Source organism: Caballeronia sp. M1242 (assembly GCF_017220215.1).
Taxonomy (GTDB): Bacteria; Pseudomonadota; Gammaproteobacteria; order Burkholderiales; family Burkholderiaceae; genus Caballeronia.
The window spans coordinates 631612-653451 of sequence record NZ_CP071129.1; the positions used below are offsets into that span (position 1 = coordinate 631612).

The window sequence follows — 21840 nt, forward strand, 5'->3', positions numbered from 1 at the left end:
GGCGCAAGAATGCAGCGTCGGCTTGTATCTGTCCAATATATTATTCAGGGTCTATTAGGTCGGAGAAGATATTGATGGACGAGCGAAACGCGCCGATCGAACTGCGTTTGCTGCGCTATTTCGTGACCGTGGCCGAAGAGATGCATTTCGGCCGCGCCGCCGCGCGTCTCGCGATGACGCAGCCGCCGCTTTCGCAGGCCATTCGCGCGCTCGAAGACGCGCTTGGCGTCGCGCTGTTCGCGCGCACGAAACGGACCGTCGAATTGACGCCGGTCGGCAAGGATCTGCTGCCAGAGGTGCGGCGCATTCTCGCCGCCGCCGATGCGCTGCGTCCGCTCGCGCAGTCGCTTTCGCGTGGCGAGGCGGGCGTGCTGTCGCTGGCGTTCGTGTCCACCGCGGACTACGGCCTGTTGCCCGCGCTGCTGCGCGACTTCGGCGCGCGCTATCCCGGCGTGCGCCTGCAACTGACCGAAGCGACGAGCGACGTGCAGATCGAAGAACTTGTCGCCGGTCGCGTGGACGCGGGGCTCGTCATTCCGCCGCTGCCGCCGCGGCACGCGATGTCGCTGTCGTATCTTGCGATTGCCCGCGAGCCGCTCGTCGTCGCGATGTCCTCGGACGCCGCCGAGCAATTGCAGCAGGGCACGGCCGAATGGGCCGACACGCCCGTCGATCTGCGCGATCTCGCCGCCGCGCCGCTTGTCGTGTTTCCGAGGCGTCTCGCGCCGGGTTTGTATGACATCATTATGGGCTGCTACGGCGCGGCGGGACTCACGCCGCGCATCGGGCAGGAGGCGATCCAGATGCAGACCATCGTGAGCCTCGTGTCCGCCGGCATGGGCGTCGCGCTCGTGCCGCAGTCGCTGCGGCATTTGCGGCGCACGGGCGTGGTGTATCGACCGCTGCGGCCGGTGGCGGATGCGCCGGTCGTCGAAACCGGCCTCGTGTGGCGCGCGGCCGAGGTGAGCCCGGTGCTCGCCGGCTTCATCGAGATCGTGCGCGCGCGGGCCGCCGCCGTCTCTGCTTTATGATTCGTGCCTGACTTCGCTTGGCTCTAGAACTCTACGATGCTCATTCACCCCAATTTCGATCCCGTCGCGATTCACCTCGGACCGCTCGCCGTGCGCTGGTACGGCCTCATGTATCTGGTCGCGTTCATTTCCGCCATCGTCATCGGACGACTGCGGCTGCGGCTGCCGTATGTCGCCGCGCAAGGCTGGAGCGCGAAGGACATCGACGACATGCTGTTCTACGGCGTGCTCGGCACGATTCTCGGCGGGCGCATCGGCTATGTGCTGTTCTACAAGGCGAGCTATTACGCGGCGCATCCGCTCGATATCTTCAAGGTGTGGGAAGGCGGCATGTCGTTTCACGGCGGCTTTCTCGGCGTGACCTTCGCGATGGTGCTGTTCGCGTACCAGCGCAAACGCACGTGGCTGCAAGTGACCGATTTCGTCGCGCCGATGGTGCCGCTCGGCCTAGCGGCGGGGCGTCTCGGCAACTTCATCAACGGCGAGCTGTGGGGCCGCGTGACCGACCCGGCCGCGCCCTGGGCGATGCTGTTCCAGAACTCGACGAACGACGACGCCATCTGGCTCGCGAAGAACCCGCAACTCGACGCGAAGTGGCATCTGATGGACATCTTCCAGCGTTATCACATGCTGCCGCGCCATCCGTCGCAGTTGTATGAGATTGCGCTGGAAGGCATCGTGCTATTCATCGTGATCTGGACGTTCTCGCGTAAGCCGCGCCCGGTCGGCGCCATCTCCGCGCTCTTTTTGATTGGCTATGGACTCGCGCGTTTCACGGTCGAATTCGCCCGCGAACCGGACGACTATCTCGGCCTGCTCGCGCTCGGCCTCTCGATGGGCCAGTGGCTTTCGCTGCCGATGATCGTCGCCGGCGTCATCATGATGGTGTGGGCGTACAAGCGGCATCGTCGCGTGGCGGCGAACGCGGCGTGATTTCGCGCGGGGCCGCGCTTGCGGTCCCGCTTGGGTTCGCTTGGCCTCGCTCGGTCAGCGGCCCATCTGCACCGAGCCGGACACATCGACGGTCACGGTCGTCGTGCCGGCTTCGAGCGCCATCGGCGCGGCCATCTTGGCATCGGCGCCCATGGCGCGCGACTGCATCATCATCACCGGGCGCGGCGCCACGCCGCTATGCCCGACGTTCACCTCGCGAATTGAATAGCTGCTGTAGCCGAACGCCTGCGAGGCGGCTTGCGCCTGCTTGCGGAACGAATCGATGGCCTGCGTCGAGAGCTTCTGCTCCGCGGCGCGCTGCGCTTCCGGCGACAGCGAGAACGTGACGTTGCCAACTTGCATCGACGAGCTCATCTTGCCCGCGAGCTTCGAGGCCGCCGCGAAGTCGTGCGATTCGAGCACGATCTCCGTGCGCCCACGCCATGCGGATATCTTGCCGTCCCGGTCGGTGGACGGATACACCGTGAACGAGCCGCTTTTCGCGGTGACGCCATCGACACCCTTCGCTTCGCGCAACGCAGCTTCGGCGCGCTGATTGAGCGTCGCGGTGAGCGATGAAGGATCGGCGGCTTCCTGCTCGTAAAAGAGCGTGATGGTGACGACATCCTGCGGCACTTGCGCGCTCGCCTGCGCCGAAAGCGAAAGCACGCCCGCGGGCTGCGGATTGGCGATGACCGTCTGCGCGGCGACGGAGGCGGAATAGGCGAGGGTGACGCTCGACATCGCGAGGGCGAGGGCGGCGGCGATTTTCTTGTTCATCATCGAAGGACTCCAACGCAAGGCGTCGCGTGATTCGCGACCGCACTTAGGCGTCCGCCTCCAGTCCTTAGTTCCTGCTCTAGACGAGGCGTTCGGTAATAAAGCGCCATTCGTTCTCGGTGACCGGCGTGATCGACAGGCGGTTGCCGCGCGCGAGCACCTGCATGCCGGCGAGTTCCGGATGCTCGCGCAGTTCGGCGAGCGGAATGAGCCGCGTCTTCTTCACGAAGCTCACATCCACGAGCATCCAGCGCGGCGTGTCCTGCTTGGACTTGGGATCGTAGTAGGCGCTCTTGGGATCGAACTGCGTGGGGTCGGGATACGCCGTCGAACAGACCTTCGCGATTCCCGCGATACCGGGCTCGGGGCAACTCGAATGGTAGAAGAGCACGCCGTCGCCGATCTGCATCTGGTCGCGCATGAAGTTGCGCGCCTGATAGTTGCGCACGCCGGTCCACGGCAGCGTCTTCTTGGGCGCGTGCGCGAGATGATCGATGCTCGCTTCGTCCGGTTCGGACTTCATCAGCCAGTAGCGCATGAGTTCGGCGTGAAGGAGTGTGCGTGCGGTTTTGGGCGATGCAAACAAAAACGGCACCGGTAAGAACCGATGCCGTTCGTGCTTCCAGAAATAAGGTCCCCGCCTCAGCCGCTAGGCCGGCATCCTGAACCTGGGTTCAAGATTGGTCGCGGTAAGCAACACTTCGGGTACATCAGACAGAGTGACGCGCGCGCCCGTGCTGCAACGTTCCGCAACCGTGCCAATGTAGCATTGGTTCAAGGAATATATGACCTTGGCGTACCAGGCAGGGAGACCTCACTGTACACCAAACGTTTGGTCCTTGCAGCCCTTGCCTGCGTTTCTCGCGGTATCTTTTTTTGATGGATACCGCAACGCTGATTAGATCAGCGCATGACCGTCAGTGCGCTTCGCTCAGTGCGCTTCATATTGCGCAATGACCGCGCCGAGCTGCTCGTTCATCGAATGCATGGTGCGGCGGATTTCCTCGGCGGGGAACGCTTCGCCGTGACGCACGCTTTCCTGCAGCTTGAGCAGTTCGGACGCCAGCGAAAGCGCGGCCATCACCGCGATGCGGTCCGTGCCGCGCACGCTGCTTGCGTTGCGTACCTTGTTCATTTCGGCATCGACGCGGGCCACGGCTTCGCGCAGCGCGGCCTCGGTCTCCGGCGAGCACGCGAGGCGATACTGCTGGCCGAGAATGGATACTTCGATCTGCGTGGTCGTCATGCCTTCTCTCCTTGATGGTGCTCGCCGTGCACTTCTTCCGCGTGCGCATGTTCGTGCTGCGCTTCGCGCGACGCGCTGGATTCGGCGTTCAGAAGATCGAGCTGATTGTCGCTTTCGGCATGATGCGCTTTGCCGCGCGGCAGCTTTTCGAGGATCGCGTTGAGGCGCACTTGCGCGTCGTCGATCTTCGCGGACAGCGAATCGCGTTCGCCTTGCAGCGTGTCGCGCTCGTGGCGAACCTGCGCGAGTTCGGCCTGAACGCCGGCGTAATCGGCGCGCAGCTGTTCGATTTGTGCTTCGAGCGCGAGACGCGCCTGATTGTGGCGCTCGCTGATCTTGATCAGCCGGCCGATGTTTCCTGACAGTGATTCGAGTTCGTTGAGCATGTGCTGCGTCCTCTAAAGACCTGGCATTTTAGCGCGGTTCAACGGTGCTTCCGATAATTGTCTCGTTTCGAGACGTAACAACACGCGATCTTGCGCGCATCGCCGCGTATTCATGTGCGGAATGGCCGCGCGTGACGCACTCGGATGCGCGGATGGCGACGCTTGCTCGTTGCTCGCTCGTCGCTCAAGCCTCGCGATGACGGGCGCGCGCCTTCTTGACGGCCCCCATGCGCGCTCCTACACTTGCCGCACTTTTGGTGCTCGCGCCGCCTTTCTTGCGGCGCAGTCAAACGGGAAACAGGAAGCGCTGTCTCGCCTCGCGCGGCTCGCCAACCTGTGCTGCCCCCGCAACGGTAAGCGACCGCAACGCAAGTTGCAAGTCGTCCCTCGCGCGTTTCTTCGTGTTGCTCCGTGGTCGTTTGCCATCGGACTCGCGACTGCAAGAAACGTGTCGGCGCCACTGCGCTTCGAAGCGCGGGAAGGCGGGACGATGCGTCGCCAGCCCGGATACCGGCCAATCGTCCAGCGCGCCGATGCTTTGCAAGTCGGCGCGTGCGTCGCGCACAGACTTCGCGGGGAGCGGGGCACGCGCCAGTCTCCAACGGAAACGCTTCACCCATGCTCTTGCCTTCGTCGGGCCTCATTCGTCGCGCGGCGCGCGTCGTGATGTGCGCCGCCGCGAGTGCGCCGCTTGTCCAGGTCGCGCACGCCGATTCCGATTCTCCGTCGCAGACACTCGCGCCCGTCGTCGTCACGGCGACGCGCGGCGCGCAACCGCTCGCCGATTCCATCCCGCAGGCGACGCTCTTCGACGCGCAGGACATCGCCGACAGCAATGCAAACGATGTGCTCGGGCTCATCGCGCTTGCGCCCGGCGTGCAGATCACGCGCAACGGCGGGCCGGGCGCGACCTCGGGCGTGTTCATACGCGGCGCGTCGTCGACGCAGTCGCTCGTGCTGATCGACGGCGTGCGCGTTGAATCGGTGTCGCTCGGCGCGGCGCAGTTGTCGCAACTGATGCTCGATCAGACCGGCCGCGTCGAAGTGGTCAACGGCAACGTGTCGGCGCTATATGGATCGAACGCGATCGGCGGCGTCGTGCAGATTTTCACGAAGGAGGGCGAAGCACATCCGCCGCGCTTTCACTTCGAAGCCGAATACGGCAGCTATCACACGCAGCGGCAGTCGGCGGGCGTCGACGGCGCGCTCGATGCCGAGGGCCGCACCACGTTCAGCGTGAACGTCTCGCGCGAGAAGACCGACGGTTTCTCGGCGATCGATCCCGCGCTCGCGCCCGCCGCGAATCCGAACGCGAACGGTTATCTGAACGAAAGCGTCGCCGCGACGCTGCGCCACAAGTTCAGCGACAAGTGGGACGCAGGCGTGCGCTTTCTGCAATCGAACGGCGTGAACAGCTTCGACGATCCGTACGGCGTGCCGACCGATCTCAATGAATCGCATGATCGCGTGCGCTCGGCGTCGGTATTCGCGAACGGCAAGCTCACCGACAACTGGACGACGCACTTCACCGTCGCGCAGGGGCAAGACCGCGCGAACATCGAACACAACGGCGTCTATACGAGCCGCTTCGACTCGGAGAATCATCAGTATCTGTGGCAAAACGACTTCCGCCTCACCGAGGCGCACAAGCTGATGTTCGGCTACGAGCATCTCGACCAGTCGCTCGATTCGGACCAGTTCAGCGCGCCCGACCGGCATGTGAACTCGGTCTTCGCGGGCTATGTCGGCCGCTTCGGTCCGAGCGAAGTGCAGGCCAACGTGCGCCGCGACCAGTATTCCGACTTCGGCGGCGCGAACAGCTACTATCTGGGCTACACGTACAACTTCGATTCGCACTGGCGCGCGAGCGCGAGCTACGCGGCGGCGTTTCGCGCGCCGAGCTTCGACGATCTCTACTATCCGTTCAGCGGCAATCCGTCGATACAGCCGGAGCGCAGCCATTCGGCCGAGGCCGCGTTGCAGTACGCATCGGACCAGATCGGCGTGGTGCGCGTGACGGCGTTCGAGACGCGCTATTCGAATCTGATCGACTACGTGGGCGACAGCAGCGGCTTCTATACCGCGCAGAACGTCGGGCGCGCGAAGGTGCAGGGCGTCGAGGGATCGTGGGCGGGACACGTGGGCGCAACCGACGTGCGCGCGAGCGTGACGTTCCAGAACCCCGTCGACGAGACGAATCACGAAGACCTCACGCGTCGCGCAAGGCGCTTTGCGTCGCTGTCGGCGCATCGGTCGATCGGGCGCTGGCGCGTGGGCGGCGAGTGGATCGTGAGCGGCGCGCGCAGCGATTACGATTCCACGCTCGCGGGCTACGGCGTCGTCAATCTTTCGGCGCAATACGACATCACGAAGTCGTGGTACGTAAATGCGCGCATCGATAACCTGTTCGACCGCAACTATGAACTGGCTTACTCGTACAACACGCCGCGTCGCGGCGCTTACGTCACGATCGGCTGGCATCCGTCGTGAGCCACGCCGCTGACGCGCGCCGCCCGATGAAGGCGATGCACGCAACGCGCGCCGCCGCGATCTGGCTCGCGCTCGCGGCGGCGGCCCTTGGCGTGCTAGCGGCGTCGCTCGCGCTCGGAAGCGTCGCGCTGCCGCCATCACGCGCCATCGCCGCGCTGCTGCATGCGCATGCGGCCACGCCCGATATCGCCGATGAAATCGTGCTGAACCTGCGATTGCCGCGCGCGCTCGCGGGCTTCGCGTCGGGCGCGCTGCTCGCGCTCGCCGGGGCGCTGCTGCAAGTGCTGCTGCGCAATCCGCTCGCTGAACCCTACGTGCTTGGCGTCTCCGGCGGCGCGGCGGCGTTCGCACTTCCGGCGATGCTCGCGTCGATGCCGTGGTGGGGCGTGGATCTCGCCGCGTGCGCGGGCGCGCTCGCATCCATCGTTCTGGTGCTCGGACTCGCGCGCACGCACGTGTGGCACGGCGAACAGGACGCATCGCCACGGCTCTTGCTCACGGGCGTCGTGGTCGCGGCGGGCTGGGGCGCGCTCATCACGCTGATACTCAGCGTGGCGCCCGAGAACCGGCTGCGCGGCATGATCTTCTGGCTGACCGGCGACCTCAACGGCGCATCGACGCCGTGGCCCGCGATGGTCGCGCTCGGCGTGGCGCTCGCGTTGATCGTGCCGTGCGCGCCGCAACTGAACGTGCTGCTGCGCGGCGAAGCCACGGCGCGTTCGCTCGGCGTGCCGGTGGAACGCGTGCGGCTGCGCGTGTATCTCGTGGCATCGCTCGCGGCGGCGGCGGCCGTCACGACGGCGGGGACTATCGGCTTCGTGGGGCTCGTGGTGCCGCATCTGCTGCGGCTCGCGTTCGGCAACGACCAGCGCATGCTCGTGCCTGCCGCCGCGCTCGCGGGCGGGCTCGCCGTGATGAGCGCGGACCTCGCCGCGCGCACGGTCATCGCGCCGGCGCAGTTGCCGGTCGGCGTGGTCACGGCGCTGATCGGCGTGCCGATGTTCTTGTGGATGCTGCTGCGAAGGCCGCGATGAAGCCGCTCTCGATCGACAATCTCGTGTTGCGCGCGGGCGCCCGAACGCTCGTCGATGGCCTCTCTGCGACCATCGCGGCGGGCGAAGTCTGGTGTATCGCCGGGCCGAACGGCGCGGGCAAGACCACGCTCATCGGCGTGCTCGCGGGACTCGCGAAGCCGGCCTCGGGCGCGATCACGCTCGGCGGCCGCGCGCTCGCGTCGTGGCGCGCGGCGGACCTCGCGCGCGAACGCGCGCTGATGCCGCAAAGCACGCACGATGCCTTCAGCGCGACCGTGCTCGACACCGTGCTGCTCAACCGCTTTCCGTATCTGACGGGCTGGGGCTGGGAGAGCGAAGACGACCGCGCCGCCGCGCATGCCGCCCTCGATGCGCTCGGTCTCGCCGACCTGGCTTCGCGCGACGTGCTCACGTTGTCGGGCGGCGAAAGGCAGCGCGTGGCGCTTGCCGCCGCGCTGTGTCAGCAAGCGCCGCTCTTGCTGCTCGACGAACCGCTCGCGCATCTGGACCTGCATCATCAGATCGACTGCCTGCATGCGCTCGCCGCCGCCGCGCGCGACGAGGGACGCGCGATCGTCTTTTCGTGCCACGACCTGAATCTCGCGCGCCGCTTCGCCACGCATGCGCTCTTGCTCGACGGCAAGGGCGGCGCGCATGTCGGTCCTGTCGCCGACGTGCTGACGCCCGCGCGCGCGAGCGCGGCGTTCGGCTATCCGCTGGTCTTGATCCGCGATGGCGAGCACGAAGCGCTCGTGCCTTCGCTTCACCCTTTCTGACGAGGAACGCCGATGTCCACTGCCCACGCGCTGCCCAAGCCTAGCCCGCTCGATCGCAGCATCGAACCGGAGCTGCGCCGCATCATCGACATGAAGACGAAGCCGCCCGGCAGCCTTGGCCGGCTCGAAACGCTCGCGCTGCAAATGGGATTGATCCAGCAGACGACGAAGCCGCGCATCGAGCGTCCCGCGATGATCGTCTTCGCGGGCGATCACGGCATCGCGGCCGAAGGCGTGAGCCCGTATCCGCAGGAAGTGACGGCGCAGATGGTCGCGAATTTTCTGGCGGGCGGCGCGGCGATCAATGCGTTGTCGCGCTCGGTCGGCATGGCGCTCGAAGTGGTCGATGCGGGCGTCGCGACGCCGATTCCGGTCGATCACGGCTACGAGCGCTTGTCGCTGGGTCTCGGCACGCGCAACTTCGCGCGCGAACCGGCCATGTCGCGCGAGACGGCGCTCGAAGGCATCGCGCGGGGCGCGGCGCGCGTGCGACACCACGCGTCGCTCGGGACGAACGTGATCGGCTTCGGCGAAATGGGCATTGCGAACACGTCGGCGGCGGCGTGTCTGATGAGCCGCTTGTGCGCGCTGCCTATCGACGAATGCGTCGGCCGTGGCACGGGCCTCGACGATCGCGGCCTCGCGCACAAACGCGACGTGCTCGGGCGCGCGCTCGCATCCCATGCGGCGAGCGGCGACGCGATCGACACGCTCGCCACGTTCGGCGGCTTCGAAATCGCGATGATGACGGGCGCGTATCTCGCGGCGGCAGAAGCGCGCCTGACCATTCTCGTCGATGGCTTTATCGCGACGTCCGCGCTGCTCGTCGCGTCGCGAATCGCGCCGGACGCGCGCGAGTATTGCGTGTTCGCGCATGCATCGAACGAAGCGGGGCATCAGCGCATGCTCGCGCATCTGAACGCCGCGCCGCTCTTGCAACTCGACATGCGTCTGGGCGAAGGCACGGGCGCGGCGCTGGCGCTGCCGATCCTGCGCGCGGCCGTGGCTTTCGTCGATGAGATGGCGAGCTTCGATGCGGCGGGCGTCTCGAACAAACAAGCCTGACATGAACCGGCCGCTCGACGAACTGCGCTATTTCTTTACCGCGCTCGGCTATTTCACGCGCGTGCCGGTGCCGCGCTGGGTCGGCTTCGAGCGCGACTATCTGAACGCGGCGGCGCGCTACTTTCCGCTCGTCGGCGCGATGGTCGGCGGCGTCGCGGCGCTCGTGTATCTCGCCGCGCTGCGCGTGTTTCCCGCAGGCATTGCGGTGCTGCTTTCGATGGCCGCGACGCTTGCCCTCACCGGCGCTTTCCACGAAGACGGACTCGCCGATTGCGCCGATGCCTTCGGCGGAGGCTACACGCGCGACGACGTGCTGCGCATCATGCACGATTCGCGCATCGGCGCGTTTGGCGCGATTGCGCTCGTCATCGCGCTTGCGCTGAAATGGCAAAGCCTCGCCGCGTTGTCGCCGATGCGTGCAGTAGGTCTGATGATCGCGGCGCACGCCGCAAGCCGTGCGTTCGCGATCAGCTATCTCCTGACGCTCGATTACGTGCGCGCCGAAGGCAAGGCGAAGCCGGTCGCGCAGCGCATGAGCGCGATGTCCTTCGCGACCGCGATGCTCTTCGGTTTGCCGTGGCTCTTGTGCTTCGGTTGGACGTTCGCCTGCGTCGCGATTGCCGTGCTCGGGTTGCTGCGCGCGGTCGCGGGGCGGTACTTCGTGCGGCGCATCGGTGGTTATACGGGCGATTGCCTCGGCTGCGCGCAGCAGGTTTTCGAAATCGCGATCTATCTCGTCGGGCTCGCATGGACCTCGTATTGATTCGTCACCCGGCCGTCGCGGTCGATGAAGGCACGTGCTACGGGCAAACCGATGTGCCGCTTGCCCGCGATGCGCGCGCTTCGGCGCATGAAATCGACGCGCGCATGCGTTCGCTCGATGTTCCCGCATGCGTCGATGGATGGCACACGAGTCCTTTGCGTCGATGCGCTTTGCTGGCCGAGGCGCTCGGCGCGGCCCGCATCGACACGCGGCTCTCCGAACTGCATTTCGGCGCATGGGAAGGCCGCGCGTGGAACGATATCGACCGCACGCTCATCGACGCGTGGGCCGCCGATATCGAGCACGCGCGTCCGCACGGCGGGGAAAGTCTCGCGCAGTTCAGCGAGCGCCTGACGAATTGGTTCGATGAGACGTGCGCGAACGCGTCGAATGCGGTGCATGTGGTCGCGCACGCGGGCGTGGTGCGGGTGCTCGCGGCGTATCTGCTGCGCGTAGATCGGGCGAGCGTGTTGCAATGGCCGCTCGCGTTCGGTGGGATCGTGCAGCTTCGGCGGTTTGATATGGGGTGGGGGCTCGTGCGGTGGAATGTGTAGCGCTTTGCTAACGCCGCTTCCGCGCCAAATCCAGATCACGACAAAGCTGCGCCGCGCCGAGCGCAAGACGCGGTGTCGGCCGATTGATCAGATCGCCGTCGATGCCGAACAAATTGCCATGCGCGACCGCCGTCAGCGACGTCCATTGCTTCCACCGGTCGAGCGCGGGCAACGGGCGCTCGGGCTTCGTCGCGCCGGGCGTCGCGGTCACGATCGCTTCGGGGTTCGCCGCGAGCACGGCTTCGGTCGAAACGGTCGGCACGCGCGGCGCTTCGGCAGCGAACACGTTCACGCCGCCGCATAGTGCGATCACTTCGCTGAACACATTGTCGCGATTGAGCGTCATCAGCGGATCGTCCCAGACCTGATAGAACACGCGCACCGGCGGCAGTTGCGCGTACTGCGCGCGCAGTGCCGCGATATCGCGAGTGAAAGCCGTCGATGCGGCGCGCGCCGTGTCTTCCGTGCCGAGCAGCGCGCCCAGCTTGTCGATGCTCGCGGGAATATCGGCGAGGTGCTTCGGCTCGCTGAAGAAGAGCGGGATGCCGAGCGCCTTGAGCTTATCCGTCTGACGCGCCGCATTGCCATGCCGCCACACGACGATCAGATCCGGATGCAGCGCGACGATTCGCTCGAGATCGAGCGCCTTGTTGTCGCCGACGCGCGGGATCGACTGCGCTTCCTTCGGATAATCGCTATAGCTCACCGTGCCGACGATGCGCGCGCCGCCGCCCGCCGCAAACAGCAACTCGGTGACGTGCGGCGCGAGACTCACGACGCGCGTCGCGGGCGCAGGCAGCGTGACGGGAGCGCCCGTGTCGTCAGTGACGGTTATGGACGCGTGCGCGTGATTCATCGCGAAGAGGGCGGCGCATGCGCAAAGATACAGCCGTACGTTCATCCGACGATCTCCGCAAGCGCCCGTTCGAGCCGCGCCCAATCGCCTTCGCTGCCCGGCAAACCGATGCGCACACTCGGCGTCATATCGGACGGCTCGAACAGCCGCGTCCAGATTCCGCGCATCGCCAGTTCGTGTTGCAGCGACCGCGCCCGCGGCGTTTGCGTCCATGCGAACAACGGCGTGCCGCGCACCTCGAACCCATGTCGCGCGAGGATTGCAGCGAGTCGCGCGCCGTCGCGCTGCAAACGCTCGCGCGTCTCCGCCTGCCACGCATGATCGGCAAAGGCGGCCATCACCGCATGCCGCGCCGGCCCGCCGACCGTCCACGCGCCCAGCATGTCGCGCAGTGCGTCGAGCGACGCGGGCGCGGCCAGCACGAAGCCCGCGCGGATGCCCGCGAGCCCGAAGAACTTGCCGACCGAACGCAGCACGATGAGACCATCGCGGGCGGTGTCACTGGCGAGCGACGCGGCGGGATCGGCGTCGGCGAACGCTTCATCGACCATCAGCGTGCCGCCGCGCGAAGCCAGCCGCGCGTGCCAGCGCAGCAGTGTCTCCCGGTCGAGCCGCTCGGCCGTCGGGTTATTCGGATTGGCGACGATCACGTGATCGAGCGACGCAGGCAACTCCGCGCAAGCGATATCGAGCGGCACGACGCGATGCCCCGCGCGCGCGAACGCCGGCGCATATTCGCCGTACGTCAGCGGCGCGACGCCCACCGTGCCGCGATCGAGCAGATACGGCAGCGCGCGGATCGCCGCTTGCGAGCCCGCCACCGGCAGCGCGAGCGGCGCGCCGTAGTAACGCGCGGCGCAATCGGCGACGCCGTCGTCGTCTTCGGGCAGGCGTCGCCAGGCGTCCGGCGGCACGGGCGGCACCGGATAGCCGCGCGGATTGATGCCCGTCGAGAGGTCGAGCCAGTCGTCGAGCGGTATCGAATAGCGGCGCGCGGCGTAGCGCAAATTGCCGCCGTGCGGAATCGGATCAGGCATTCGTCGTCACACTCAGGATGGGGAGGACCAGAAACACGGCGAGCCACAGCAGCACCGAACGGTCGATGAGCCGCAGCGCCGCCACGACATGCCGTGGCGTCGCGTTATGGCCCGCGCCGAGCGTCGGCCGCGCTTCGAGCACGCCGTGATAGATCGCCGCGCCGCCGATCAGCACGTTCAGGCTGCCCGCGCCCGCGGCCATCACCGGGCCGGCGTTCGGACTGTCCCACGAACGCGCCTGCGTGCGCCAGCAATGCCACGCCATGCCGGTGTCGCCGGTGAGCGCGTAGCTCGCGGCCGTGAGACGCGCGGGAACGAAGTTGAGCACGTCGTCGAAGCGCGCCGCCGCCCAGCCGAAGCGCAGATAGCGCGGCGTGCGATAACCCCACATCGCGTCGAGCGTGTTCGCAAGGCGGAACGCGAGCGCGCCGGGACCGCCCGCGATCGCGAACCAGAAGAGCGCGCCGAAGATGGCGTCGTTGCCGTTCTCCAGCGCCGATTCGACCGCCGCGCGCGACAACGCCAGCTCGTCCGCCTGCGACGTATCGCGCGACACGATGCGCGACGTGAGCGTTCTCGCGCTGTCGAGATCGCCGAGACTGAGCGCCCGCGCGATCGGCGCGATGTGTTCGCGCAGGCTCTTTGCGCCGAGCGCGAACCACAGCAGCATCACGTGAACGATGCATGCGTACGCGAACGGCAGCACGCTCACGACGAGCCACGCGATGCAAACAGGCGGCGCGACCGCGACGATCCACGCGAGAATCCCCGCCGGCCGCGCGCGACGCCCCGTGTTGAGCCGCGCCTCGAGCTTCGTCGCGAACTGGCCGAACGCGACGAGCGGATGCCGCCCGCGCGGCTCGCCGACGATGCGATCGACGATCACGCCGAGCACGGCGAGCAGCGACATCGCGTAGACGGAAAGAAGAAGCATGACGTTCCGCCCTTCAGCCTTTGAGCGCGAGCGGCAGGCCCGCGACCATCAACATGGCGCGCGTGCTGGCGGCCGCGACGCGCTGATTGAGCCGGCCGAGCTCGTCCACGTAAAGGCGCGTGACCGAGCCGAGCGGCACCACGCCGAGCCCGATCTCGTTGCTCACGACGATGACCTTGCCGCGCGCATCGGCGAGGGCGCGGTCGAAGGCATCGAATGCTTGGGTGGCGGCGGGCGGCAGCGTGGCGGGCTCGTCGAAGGAGGAATCGGGAGGACAGAGCAAGTTGGCGAGCCAGAGCGTGAGGCAGTCGATCAGCACGCACCGTCCCGCGCGATCCGCCTCGCGCAACGCGCCCGCGAGGTCGAGCGGCGCTTCGACGAGCGTCCAGTGCGCGGGCCGGCGCAAGCGATGATGCCGCACGCGCTCGGCGAACTCGGCATCGCCGATACGCGCCGTCGCGATGTAGGTGACGGGCAGGCCGCTTTCGTCGGCGAGGCGTTCGGCGTGCGCGCTCTTGCCGGAGCGGGCGCCGCCGAGGATGAACGTGATGTCGGGGATCATCGCAATATTGTACTGACGGGCTAAGATAGCGCGTCGTTCTTCATGGGAATCCTCCGATGCCCTTCACTCCGCGCGGCACGTTGATGATTCAGGGCACCACCTCCGATGCCGGCAAGAGCACGCTCGTCGCGGGCCTGTGCCGTCTCGCGCGGCGCGGCGGCGCGCGCGTCGCGCCGTTCAAGCCGCAGAACATGGCGCTCAACAGCGCGGTGACGATTGACGGCGGTGAGATCGGCCGCGCGCAGGCGTTGCAGGCGGTGGCGGCGGGCGTGCCGGCGCGCATCGACTTCAATCCGGTGCTGCTCAAGCCGACGAGCGATCGCGGCGCGCAGGTCATCATCCACGGCCACGCGCACGCCAATCTCGACGCGCGCGCTTACCACGCGTACAAGAGCATTGCCTTCGATGCCGTCTTGCAGTCCTACGCGCGCTTGCAGGCCGACTTCGACGCGGTGATCGTGGAAGGCGCGGGCAGTCCCGCCGAAATCAACTTGCGCGACCGCGATATCGCGAACATGGGCTTCGCCGAGCGCGTCGATTGTCCGGTGGTGCTGGTGGCGGACATCGATCGCGGCGGCGTGTTCGCGCATCTCGTCGGCACGCTCGCGTGCTTGTCGGAGAGCGAGCGGGCGCGCGTGCGCGGCTTCGTCATCAACCGGTTTCGCGGCGATATCGGCCTCTTGAAGCCGGGGCTCAACTGGCTCGAAGCGCAGACTGGCAAGCCCGTGCTCGGCGTGCTGCGGTATCTGCACGGCCTCACGCTCGATGCCGAAGACATGCTGCCGCGTGATTCCCATACGCCGAGCGAAAGCACGGCGCTGAAGGTGATCGTGCCCGCGTTGCCGCGCATCAGCAATCACACGGACTTCGACGCGCTGCGGGCGCATCCGCAGGTCGATTTCGAGTATGTGCGCGCGGGCGTCGCGCCGCCGCCTGCGGATCTGATCGTGCTGCCGGGGTCGAAAAGCGTGCAGCGCGATCTCGCGTGGCTGCGCGAGCACGGCTGGGATCGCGCGATTACCCGGCATCTTCGATACGGCGGGAAAGTGCTCGGTATTTGCGGCGGCATGCAGATGCTCGGCCGCGAGATCGACGATCCGGATGGCGTGGAAAGCGCGGCGGGGCGTGTTGCGGGTCTCGGCCTGCTCGATCTGTACACGGTGCTCACGCCGCAGAAGCAGCTGGAGAACGTCACTGGACGGCTCCTGATCGGCACGATGAAAGCGCCCGTGCGCGGCTACGAGATTCACATGGGCCGCACGAGCGGCGCGGCGCTGGACCGGCCTTTGGTCGCGCTGGATTCGGGGCGCGTCGATGGCGCCGTATCGGACGATCGACAAATCGCCGCGACGTATCTGCACGGCGTCTTCGATACGCCCGAAGCCTGCGCCGCGCTGCTCGCGTGGGCGGGCGTCGATGATGCCGTGCCGCTCGACTATCCCGCGCTGCGCGAGGCGTCGCTGGAGCGGCTCGCGGATGCGTTCGCGAAGTCGCTCGATCTGGATGCGGTGGCGGCGTTGTTCGCCTGAACGCGTCAATACAAAATCATCTGCGTACACCGAAACATCGCGATCAGCTTGCCGTCGCCGTTCGTCACCGTCGCGTCCCAGACGTGCGTGCTGCGTCCGAGATGCACGGCGCTCGCCTTCGCGACGATCTTCCCCTCGCGCGCCGTCGAAACGTGGTTGCTCTTGAGTTCGAGCGTCGTGAAGTTCTGCGCCTTCTCCGGCAGATGCGCGATGCATGCGTAGCCGCAGCACGTATCCGCGAGCCCGACGACGGTCGCCGCGTGCAGAAAGCCGTTCGGCGCGAGCAGTTCCGGGCGAATCACGAGTTCACCGGTGAGGGCGCCTTCATCGAGCGAAAGCAACTGGATGCCGAGCAGATCGGGCAGACGGCCTTTCTGGCGGTTGCGCAGGAAATCGAGCGTGACGTCGGGGCGAAGGGGCATGAGCGGTCATCCGGTCGAGTAGAGAAAGCGCGCGCCATTGGCCAACCGGCCAGCGTGCCGCGCGTGTCGTTTGCCGATATTATCAACGGCTCGAATCATGTATCCGTTCTATAACGACGAAACCGTGCGCGCGGCTTCCGCACTTTCTCGCGCGCCGTACAAATATCAGGACATTCCATGACCGTGATCGTGGTGGCAAATCCGAAAGGCGGCGTCGGCAAGAGCACGCTCGCAACGAACCTGGCAGGCTATTTCGCCGCGAACGGCGAATGGGTCGCGCTCGCCGATCTCGACAAACAGCGCTCGGCGCACGGCTGGCTTTCGCTGCGCGTCGACACCCTGCCAAAAATCGAGGAATGGGGCGTGAATCCCGATGCCCCTACGAAGCCGCCGAAAGGTCTGGAAAAAGCCATCGTCGATACACCGGCCGGCGTGCACGGCAACCGGCTCGCGCTCGCGCTGCAACTGGCCGACAAGGTCATCGTGCCGTTGCAGCCGTCCATGTTCGACATTCTCGCGACGCAGGACTTTCTCGCGAAGCTGGCGAAGGAAAAGGCGGTGCGCAAAGGCTCGATTCAGGTAGGCGTGGTCGGCATGCGCGTCGATGCGCGCACGCGCTCGGCAGACCAGCTGCATCGTTTCGTGGAAGGGCTCGATCTGCCGGTGCTGGCGTTTCTGCGCGACACGCAGAACTACGTGCAGCTCGCCGCGCACGGTCTCACCATCTGGGATGTCGCGCAAAGCCGCGTCGAGAAAGACCTGGAGCAGTGGCAGCCGATCATCGACTGGGCGCAGAAGAAATGAAAAAGCCGGCGCTCCATGACGGATGCGCCGGCTTCGTGCGGGCAAAGCTCCGACGATTTACGTCCAGTTCTGCGTCGGCACGTGGTCGCGGCTGCCCTTGATGCGGTTGTTCTCATCGACGAACACGAGATTCGGCTTCCAGCCCGCCGCGATCTCTTGTTCGTCCACCTGCGCGAATGCCGCGATGATGACGAGATCGCCCAGTTGCGCGCGCCGCGCGGCCGATCCGTTCAGCGAAATCATGCCGCTGCCGCGCTCGCCCTTGATCGCGTACGTGGTCAGGCGCTCGCCGTTATTCACGTTCCAGATGTCGATCTGCTCATTCTCCAGGAGATTCGCCGCTTCGAGCAGATCCTCGTCGATGGCGCACGAGCCTTCGTAGTGCAGCTCGCAGTGCGTGACCGTCGCGCGATGAATCTTCGATTTGAGCATGGTGCGTTGCATGTTGCGGACTTCCTTCAGATTTCCAGATTGTCGATGAGGCGCGTCGCGCCGAGCTTCGCCGCCGCGAGCACGACGAGCGGCGCATCCGCGTCCGCCTCGCCCGGCGCGAGCAGGTCGGCGCGCTTGCGCACGCTCACGTAGTCGGGCTTCCAGCCGCGCTCGGCGAGCGCGTTCATGGCGTCGCGTTCGAGCGCGGCGATATCGCGATTGCCCGACAACACGGCTTCGCGCACGCGCTGCAGTTGCGCGGCAAGCTGCGGCGCTTCGGCGCGTTCAGCAGGCGACAAAAAGCGATTGCGCGATGACAGCGCGAGGCCGTCTTCGTCGCGCACGGTCTCGGCAGCGACGATCTCCGTCGGCAGGGCGAACTGGTGGCACATCTGCCGCACGATCATCAGCTGCTGATAGTCCTTCTTGCCGAACACCGCGACGCGCGGCTGCACGCACGACATCAGCTTCATCACGACGGTACACACGCCATGAAAGAAGCCGGGGCGGAATTCGCCTTCCAGAATGTCGCCGAGATTGTGCGGCGGATGCACGCGATACTGCTGCGGCTCCGGGTACATGTCTTTTTCGGTCGGTGCGAAAAGCACGTAGACGTTCTCGCGTTGCAGCTTTTCGATGTCGTCCTGCAACGTGCGCGGGTACTTGTCGAAGTCTTCGTTCGGCCCGAATTGCAGGCGGTTCACGAAGATGCTCGTGACCACGGGATCGCCATGCTGACGCGCGAGCCGCATCAGCGAGAGATGGCCTTCGTGAAGATTGCCCATCGTCGGGACGAAGGCGGTTCGGTTCTGGCCGCGCAACTGGTCGCGCAGTTCATGGATCGAGCTGATGACTTTCATCGAGCGGGTGTCTCCTGGCGGGCGGCGTGAAAATCGGCTGCCCCGAGGCAAATGTGGGAGAAAAGCGGGTTCTTAGGCAGGAGAGTACGCCAGCCGGACGTAGATGGGCGCATACGGCTCGGCCTGCGTGATTTCGAGCAGTGATTCGCGCGACAATTCCAGCATCGCGATGAAGTTCACGACGACCACCGGCACGCCGCGCGACGTATCGAAAAGCTCCGTGAACTCCATGAAGCGCGCGGTTTGCAGGCGGCGCAGGATGATGCTCATGTGCTCGCGCACCGAAAGCTCTTCGCGCGAAATCTTGTGATGCTGCACGAGCTTCGCGCGCTTGATGACGTCGGCCCAGGCGGCGCGCAGGTCGTTCATGTCGACGTCCGGAAAGCGTTGCACCGACGCCTGCTCGATATACACCTCCGCGCGCAGGAAGTCGCGGCCGAGTTGCGGCAACTGGTCGATGCGCTGCGCCGCGAGCTTCATCTGCTCGTATTCGAGCAAGCGGCGCACGAGTTCGGCGCGCGGGTCTTCGGCGTCCTCGCCGGTGTCGGCCTTCTTGACCGGCAGCAGCATGCGCGACTTGATCTCGATGAGCATGGCCGCCATCAGCAGATATTCCGACGCCAGTTCCAGATTCGACTGGCGAATCTGGTCCACGTAGCCGAGATACTGCGCGGTGACATCCGCCATCGGAATGTCGAGCACGTTGAAATTCTGCTTGCGGATAAGGTAGAGCAGCAGGTCCAGCGGGCCTTCGAACGCTTCCAGAAACACTTCGAGCGCGTCCGGCGGAATGTAGAGATCCGTCGGCAGCTTCCAGAGCGGCTCGCCGTACAGATGCGCGATCGCGACGCCGTCGATGGTGTCGGGCGTCGAATCGGTCGCGGGCGCGGCGAGCGCCACGTCGCGATTTTCGCGTGCACCTTCCCGCGCTGCTTGCGGCTCCTGGCCGGCGCTCACGTTCAGAAGTTCTGGTAGTACACGTAAGGCGTCTGCTTCACGCGCGAGGTTTGCTGACGCGCGCGCTCGTCCAGATCGACGGGCTGTTTGTCCCACAGGAGCGCGCGGCCGCGGCGCTGTTCGTCTTCCAGCGTGGGTTTCTGCGCTTTCAGCTGACTGATGAACTGGGTGATGTCCGACTGATACATGATCCGGCTTCCGTTGAGTCGATTCGGTTCGATGAGGGCGGCGCGCCCCGGCAAACGGGCGCGCGAGTTCGTCGGCGATTTTACCGCAAGGAGAGGCGCGGTCCACGCATATCGGCGCTTGCCGCGCTCGCGTACGGAACCCGCCGGGGTCTCGCGCCGTCCAACGGCGCACGGCTCTCGCGCCGTACCGTGCTTTTTTACGTCGCCTGCGCGCATCGATGTGGTGAAATAGCGCCTGCGCCGTGCGGCGCGAGCCGCACCGAAGCCGCGCGAACCGCGCCGAAGCCGCACTCGCTGGACCGCTTCACCTTTCGATTCCCACTCATCCCGATGCCGGAGGTCACGTTTGGCGGGGCGTTTGTCTGATTCGCTGCGCGCGCTGCGCAACCTGGCCGCAACCCCGCGCACAGCGAAACCGTTTGCGCCTCCTGGCCGCCATCGCCCGGCCGCCGTCGCCGGGTTCCGTCTGGCGTCGGCTGCGCTCGCGGTGCTTGCATTGCTCGCGGCCGCGACGCCCGCCTTCGCGAAATACGACGTGGACATCGACGCCCCGCGCAGCATCAAGAAGCTGTTGCAGGATCATCTCGACCTCGCGCGTTTCGCCAAGCGCGACGACGTGAGCGACGACCAGTTCCAGTTCCTCGTCACCGCGACGCCGAAAGACGTGCGCGATCTCGTCGCGACCGAGGGCTATTTCACGCCGGTCGTGCGCACGGACGTCAACACGGCGGGCGAGAAGCGTTCGGTGAAAGTCAGCGTCGATCCCGGTCCGCAGACGAAAGTCGCTTCGGTGGAGCTGAAGTTCACGGGCGCGGTGACGACGGAAGACCGCGCGCAGGAAAACGCCGCGCGCTTCGCGTTTTCGGTCAACGAAGGCGACGCCTTCTCGCAGCACGCCTGGGACGACGCAAAGAGCGCGGCGCTGCGCGCGCTGCAATCGCGCCGCTATCTCGGCGCGCGCATCGTGCGGTCGCAGGCGCGCATCAATCCGCGCACGCAGATGGCGGATCTCTCGGTCACGTTCGACAGCGGCCCGACTTTCACCTTCGGCAAGCTCGATATCAGCGGCACGAAGCGTTATCCGCAGAAGATCATCGAAAACGTGAATCCGATCCACGAAGGCGAGATCTACGACATCGCCCGCGTCAACGAGCTTCAGCGGCAGGTGCAGAACACGCCGTATTACGCGAGCGTCGCGATCGACGCGAGCAACGACGTCACGAAGCCTATCGAGACGCCGCTGCATATCAAGGTGAGCGAGTATCCGTACAACAGCGTGCGCTACGGCGTCGGCTACGCGACGGACACGGGCTTTCACATTCAGGGCGCTTACAGCTATCTGAATACGTTCGGCGCGGCGTATCCGTTCACCATTTCCGGACGCCTCGACCAGACGCAGCAGTACGGCCGCGTGCAGCTCGCCATGCCGCCGGATTCGCGCGGCTGGGTCAACGCCGTGTTCGGCTCCTACACGATCACGGACGTATCCGATACGAAGATCTACAGCGCGCGCGTCGGCGTGCAGCGTTCGCGTTCGACGCAGAACATCGACACCACGTATTCGCTGACCTTTTACGACGACCGTCTCACGCAGAACGAGCCGAACCCGTCGACCGCGCGCGCGCTCGTGCCGGCGTGGACGTGGGTGCGCCGCGACGTCGACGATCCGCTGTTCCCGCGCCGCGGCAACGTGATACGGGCGGAAGCGGGATTTGCGGTGAAGAATGTCATGACCGATCAGACGTTCGCGCGTCTCTACACGAACGCGCAGCAGTACCTGCCGCTCGGCAAGAACGATCTGCTGGTGTTTCGCGCCGAGTTCGGCGGCGTGTTCACCACCGGGCCGTCGAGCGGCGTGCCGGCGTCGCTGCTGTTCCGCGCGGGCGGCGCGAATTCGGTGCGCGGCTATAGCTATCTGGGTATCGGCCACAATGTGTCCGGTTCGGTGTTGCCGACCAAGTACATGGTGACGGGCAGCAGCGAGTATCAGCACTGGTTCACGCACGACTGGGGCGGCGCGGTGTTCTTCGACATCGGCACGGCGACCGATACATGGCACGAGCGCGTGTTCCAGCCGGGCGTGGGCGTCGGCGCGCGCTGGCGCAGCCCGGTCGGGCCGGTCAACGTGGACGTCGCATACGGCCTGAAGAACAAGAGCATCAAGCCGTATCTGACGCTCGGCATCGCGTTCTGAGCACGCC

The 21840-nt window shown here is 66.1% G+C and carries 24 protein-coding genes, 1 other RNA gene and 1 riboswitch; of the genes, 11 read left to right on the forward strand and 14 right to left on the reverse strand.

Going from position 1 to position 21840, the window contains the following annotated elements:
- The first annotated feature begins 74 nt into the window (after window positions 1-74).
- Window positions 75-1031 (forward strand): LysR family transcriptional regulator, encoded by a 957-nt coding sequence (locus tag JYK05_RS02885; RefSeq protein WP_175939683.1) that lies wholly within the window; start codon window positions 75-77, stop codon window positions 1029-1031.
- Between the two features lie 36 nt (window positions 1032-1067).
- Window positions 1068-1964 carry a prolipoprotein diacylglyceryl transferase gene (gene lgt / locus JYK05_RS02890; protein WP_175939684.1) on the forward strand — a complete coding sequence of 299 codons (897 nt, stop codon included), beginning with the start codon at window positions 1068-1070 and terminating at the stop codon, window positions 1962-1964.
- 54 nt (window positions 1965-2018) lie between these two features.
- Here the strand turns inward: lgt and JYK05_RS02895 are convergent, their stop codons facing one another.
- The 5 genes from JYK05_RS02895 to JYK05_RS02915 form a co-directional block, all read right to left on the reverse strand.
- On the reverse strand, window positions 2019-2708 hold the full coding sequence (locus tag JYK05_RS02895) for an SIMPL domain-containing protein (protein WP_371826412.1): 690 nt from the start codon (window positions 2706-2708) through the stop codon (window positions 2019-2021).
- Window positions 2709-2823: 115 nt separating this feature from the next.
- Complete coding sequence (locus JYK05_RS02900; protein WP_206467721.1) at window positions 2824-3282, reverse strand: EVE domain-containing protein; 459 nt, start codon at window positions 3280-3282, stop codon at window positions 2824-2826.
- A gap of 92 nt (window positions 3283-3374) precedes the next feature.
- Window positions 3375-3557, reverse strand: a non-coding RNA gene (gene ssrS / locus JYK05_RS02905) — 6S RNA.
- Between the two features lie 118 nt (window positions 3558-3675).
- On the reverse strand, window positions 3676-3990 hold the full coding sequence (locus tag JYK05_RS02910) for a cell division protein ZapA (RefSeq protein ID WP_175939686.1): 315 nt from the start codon (window positions 3988-3990) through the stop codon (window positions 3676-3678).
- Window positions 3987-4376 (reverse strand): ATPase, encoded by a 390-nt coding sequence (locus JYK05_RS02915; protein ID WP_175939687.1) that lies wholly within the window; start codon window positions 4374-4376, stop codon window positions 3987-3989. The genes JYK05_RS02910 and JYK05_RS02915 overlap by 4 nt, the downstream gene beginning before the upstream one ends.
- A gap of 238 nt (window positions 4377-4614) precedes the next feature.
- Window positions 4615-4910: riboswitch (cobalamin riboswitch) on the forward strand.
- A gap of 84 nt (window positions 4911-4994) precedes the next feature.
- On the opposite strand from JYK05_RS02915, the gene JYK05_RS02920 reads away from it, so the two are divergent.
- Genes JYK05_RS02920 through cobC form a run of 6 tightly spaced genes read left to right on the forward strand, consistent with a single transcriptional unit; the run spans window position 4995 to window position 11058 of the window.
- On the forward strand, window positions 4995-6866 hold the full coding sequence (locus JYK05_RS02920; RefSeq protein ID WP_206467722.1) for a TonB-dependent receptor domain-containing protein: 1872 nt from the start codon (window positions 4995-4997) through the stop codon (window positions 6864-6866).
- Window positions 6867-6901: 35 nt separating this feature from the next.
- Window positions 6902-7900 (forward strand): iron ABC transporter permease, encoded by a 999-nt coding sequence (locus tag JYK05_RS02925; protein ID WP_206468191.1) that lies wholly within the window; start codon window positions 6902-6904, stop codon window positions 7898-7900.
- On the forward strand, window positions 7897-8676 hold the full coding sequence (locus JYK05_RS02930; RefSeq protein ID WP_206467723.1) for an ABC transporter ATP-binding protein: 780 nt from the start codon (window positions 7897-7899) through the stop codon (window positions 8674-8676). The genes JYK05_RS02925 and JYK05_RS02930 overlap by 4 nt, the downstream gene beginning before the upstream one ends.
- Window positions 8677-8688: 12 nt before the next feature.
- The gene (gene cobT, locus JYK05_RS02935) at window positions 8689-9741 is read left to right on the forward strand and encodes a nicotinate-nucleotide--dimethylbenzimidazole phosphoribosyltransferase (RefSeq protein ID WP_206467724.1); all 1053 of its coding nucleotides are present in this window, start codon (window positions 8689-8691) and stop codon (window positions 9739-9741) included.
- Between the two features lies 1 nt (window position 9742).
- Window positions 9743-10504 (forward strand): adenosylcobinamide-GDP ribazoletransferase, encoded by a 762-nt coding sequence (locus JYK05_RS02940; RefSeq protein ID WP_206467725.1) that lies wholly within the window; start codon window positions 9743-9745, stop codon window positions 10502-10504.
- Complete coding sequence (gene cobC, locus JYK05_RS02945; protein ID WP_206467726.1) at window positions 10489-11058, forward strand: alpha-ribazole phosphatase; 570 nt, start codon at window positions 10489-10491, stop codon at window positions 11056-11058. The genes JYK05_RS02940 and cobC overlap by 16 nt, the downstream gene beginning before the upstream one ends.
- A 7-nt stretch (window positions 11059-11065) precedes the next feature.
- On the opposite strand, the gene JYK05_RS02950 is transcribed toward cobC, so the two are convergent.
- Genes JYK05_RS02950 through cobU form a run of 4 tightly spaced genes read right to left on the reverse strand, consistent with a single transcriptional unit; the run spans window position 11066 to window position 14447 of the window.
- Window positions 11066-11959, reverse strand: a complete 894-nt coding sequence (locus JYK05_RS02950; RefSeq protein ID WP_175939693.1) for a cobalamin-binding protein — start codon at window positions 11957-11959, stop codon at window positions 11066-11068.
- Window positions 11956-12951 carry a threonine-phosphate decarboxylase CobD gene (cobD, locus tag JYK05_RS02955; RefSeq protein ID WP_206467727.1) on the reverse strand — a complete coding sequence of 332 codons (996 nt, stop codon included), beginning with the start codon at window positions 12949-12951 and terminating at the stop codon, window positions 11956-11958. The genes JYK05_RS02950 and cobD overlap by 4 nt, the downstream gene beginning before the upstream one ends.
- Entirely contained in the window at window positions 12944-13885 is a 942-nt protein-coding gene (gene cbiB, locus JYK05_RS02960; protein ID WP_206467728.1) for an adenosylcobinamide-phosphate synthase CbiB, read from the reverse strand. Before cbiB ends, cobD begins: the two co-directional genes overlap by 8 nt.
- A gap of 13 nt (window positions 13886-13898) precedes the next feature.
- Complete coding sequence (gene cobU / locus JYK05_RS02965; RefSeq protein ID WP_175939696.1) at window positions 13899-14447, reverse strand: bifunctional adenosylcobinamide kinase/adenosylcobinamide-phosphate guanylyltransferase; 549 nt, start codon at window positions 14445-14447, stop codon at window positions 13899-13901.
- A 56-nt stretch (window positions 14448-14503) separates the two neighbouring features.
- Here cobU and JYK05_RS02970 point away from each other — a divergent pair, with 56 nt between their 5' ends.
- Window positions 14504-15976, forward strand: a complete 1473-nt coding sequence (locus JYK05_RS02970; protein WP_206467729.1) for a cobyric acid synthase — start codon at window positions 14504-14506, stop codon at window positions 15974-15976.
- Between the two features lie 5 nt (window positions 15977-15981).
- Here JYK05_RS02970 and JYK05_RS02975 read toward each other — a convergent pair whose 3' ends face one another.
- The gene (locus tag JYK05_RS02975; RefSeq protein ID WP_175939698.1) at window positions 15982-16398 is read right to left on the reverse strand and encodes a PaaI family thioesterase; all 417 of its coding nucleotides are present in this window, start codon (window positions 16396-16398) and stop codon (window positions 15982-15984) included.
- Window positions 16399-16575: 177 nt separating this feature from the next.
- Between JYK05_RS02975 and JYK05_RS02980 the strand changes: the two genes are divergently transcribed.
- The gene (locus JYK05_RS02980) at window positions 16576-17202 is read left to right on the forward strand and encodes a ParA family protein (protein ID WP_206467730.1); all 627 of its coding nucleotides are present in this window, start codon (window positions 16576-16578) and stop codon (window positions 17200-17202) included.
- A 57-nt stretch (window positions 17203-17259) separates the two neighbouring features.
- Here the strand turns inward: JYK05_RS02980 and panD are convergent, their stop codons facing one another.
- From panD to JYK05_RS03000, 4 genes are all read right to left on the reverse strand, one after another.
- Entirely contained in the window at window positions 17260-17646 is a 387-nt protein-coding gene (panD, locus tag JYK05_RS02985) for an aspartate 1-decarboxylase (RefSeq protein WP_206467731.1), read from the reverse strand.
- A gap of 14 nt (window positions 17647-17660) precedes the next feature.
- Window positions 17661-18494 carry a pantoate--beta-alanine ligase gene (gene panC / locus JYK05_RS02990; RefSeq protein WP_206467732.1) on the reverse strand — a complete coding sequence of 278 codons (834 nt, stop codon included), beginning with the start codon at window positions 18492-18494 and terminating at the stop codon, window positions 17661-17663.
- A 72-nt stretch (window positions 18495-18566) separates the two neighbouring features.
- Window positions 18567-19394 (reverse strand): ScpA family protein, encoded by an 828-nt coding sequence (locus JYK05_RS02995; protein WP_175940607.1) that lies wholly within the window; start codon window positions 19392-19394, stop codon window positions 18567-18569.
- Window positions 19395-19453: 59 nt separating this feature from the next.
- A complete protein-coding gene (locus tag JYK05_RS03000; RefSeq protein WP_206468192.1) occupies window positions 19454-19642 on the reverse strand; it encodes a DUF3460 family protein in 189 nt (62 codons plus the stop codon).
- Window positions 19643-20105: 463 nt separating this feature from the next.
- On the opposite strand from JYK05_RS03000, the gene JYK05_RS03005 reads away from it, so the two are divergent.
- Window positions 20106-21833, forward strand: a complete 1728-nt coding sequence (locus JYK05_RS03005) for an autotransporter assembly complex family protein (protein ID WP_206468193.1) — start codon at window positions 20106-20108, stop codon at window positions 21831-21833.
- Window positions 21834-21840 lie beyond the last annotated feature (7 nt).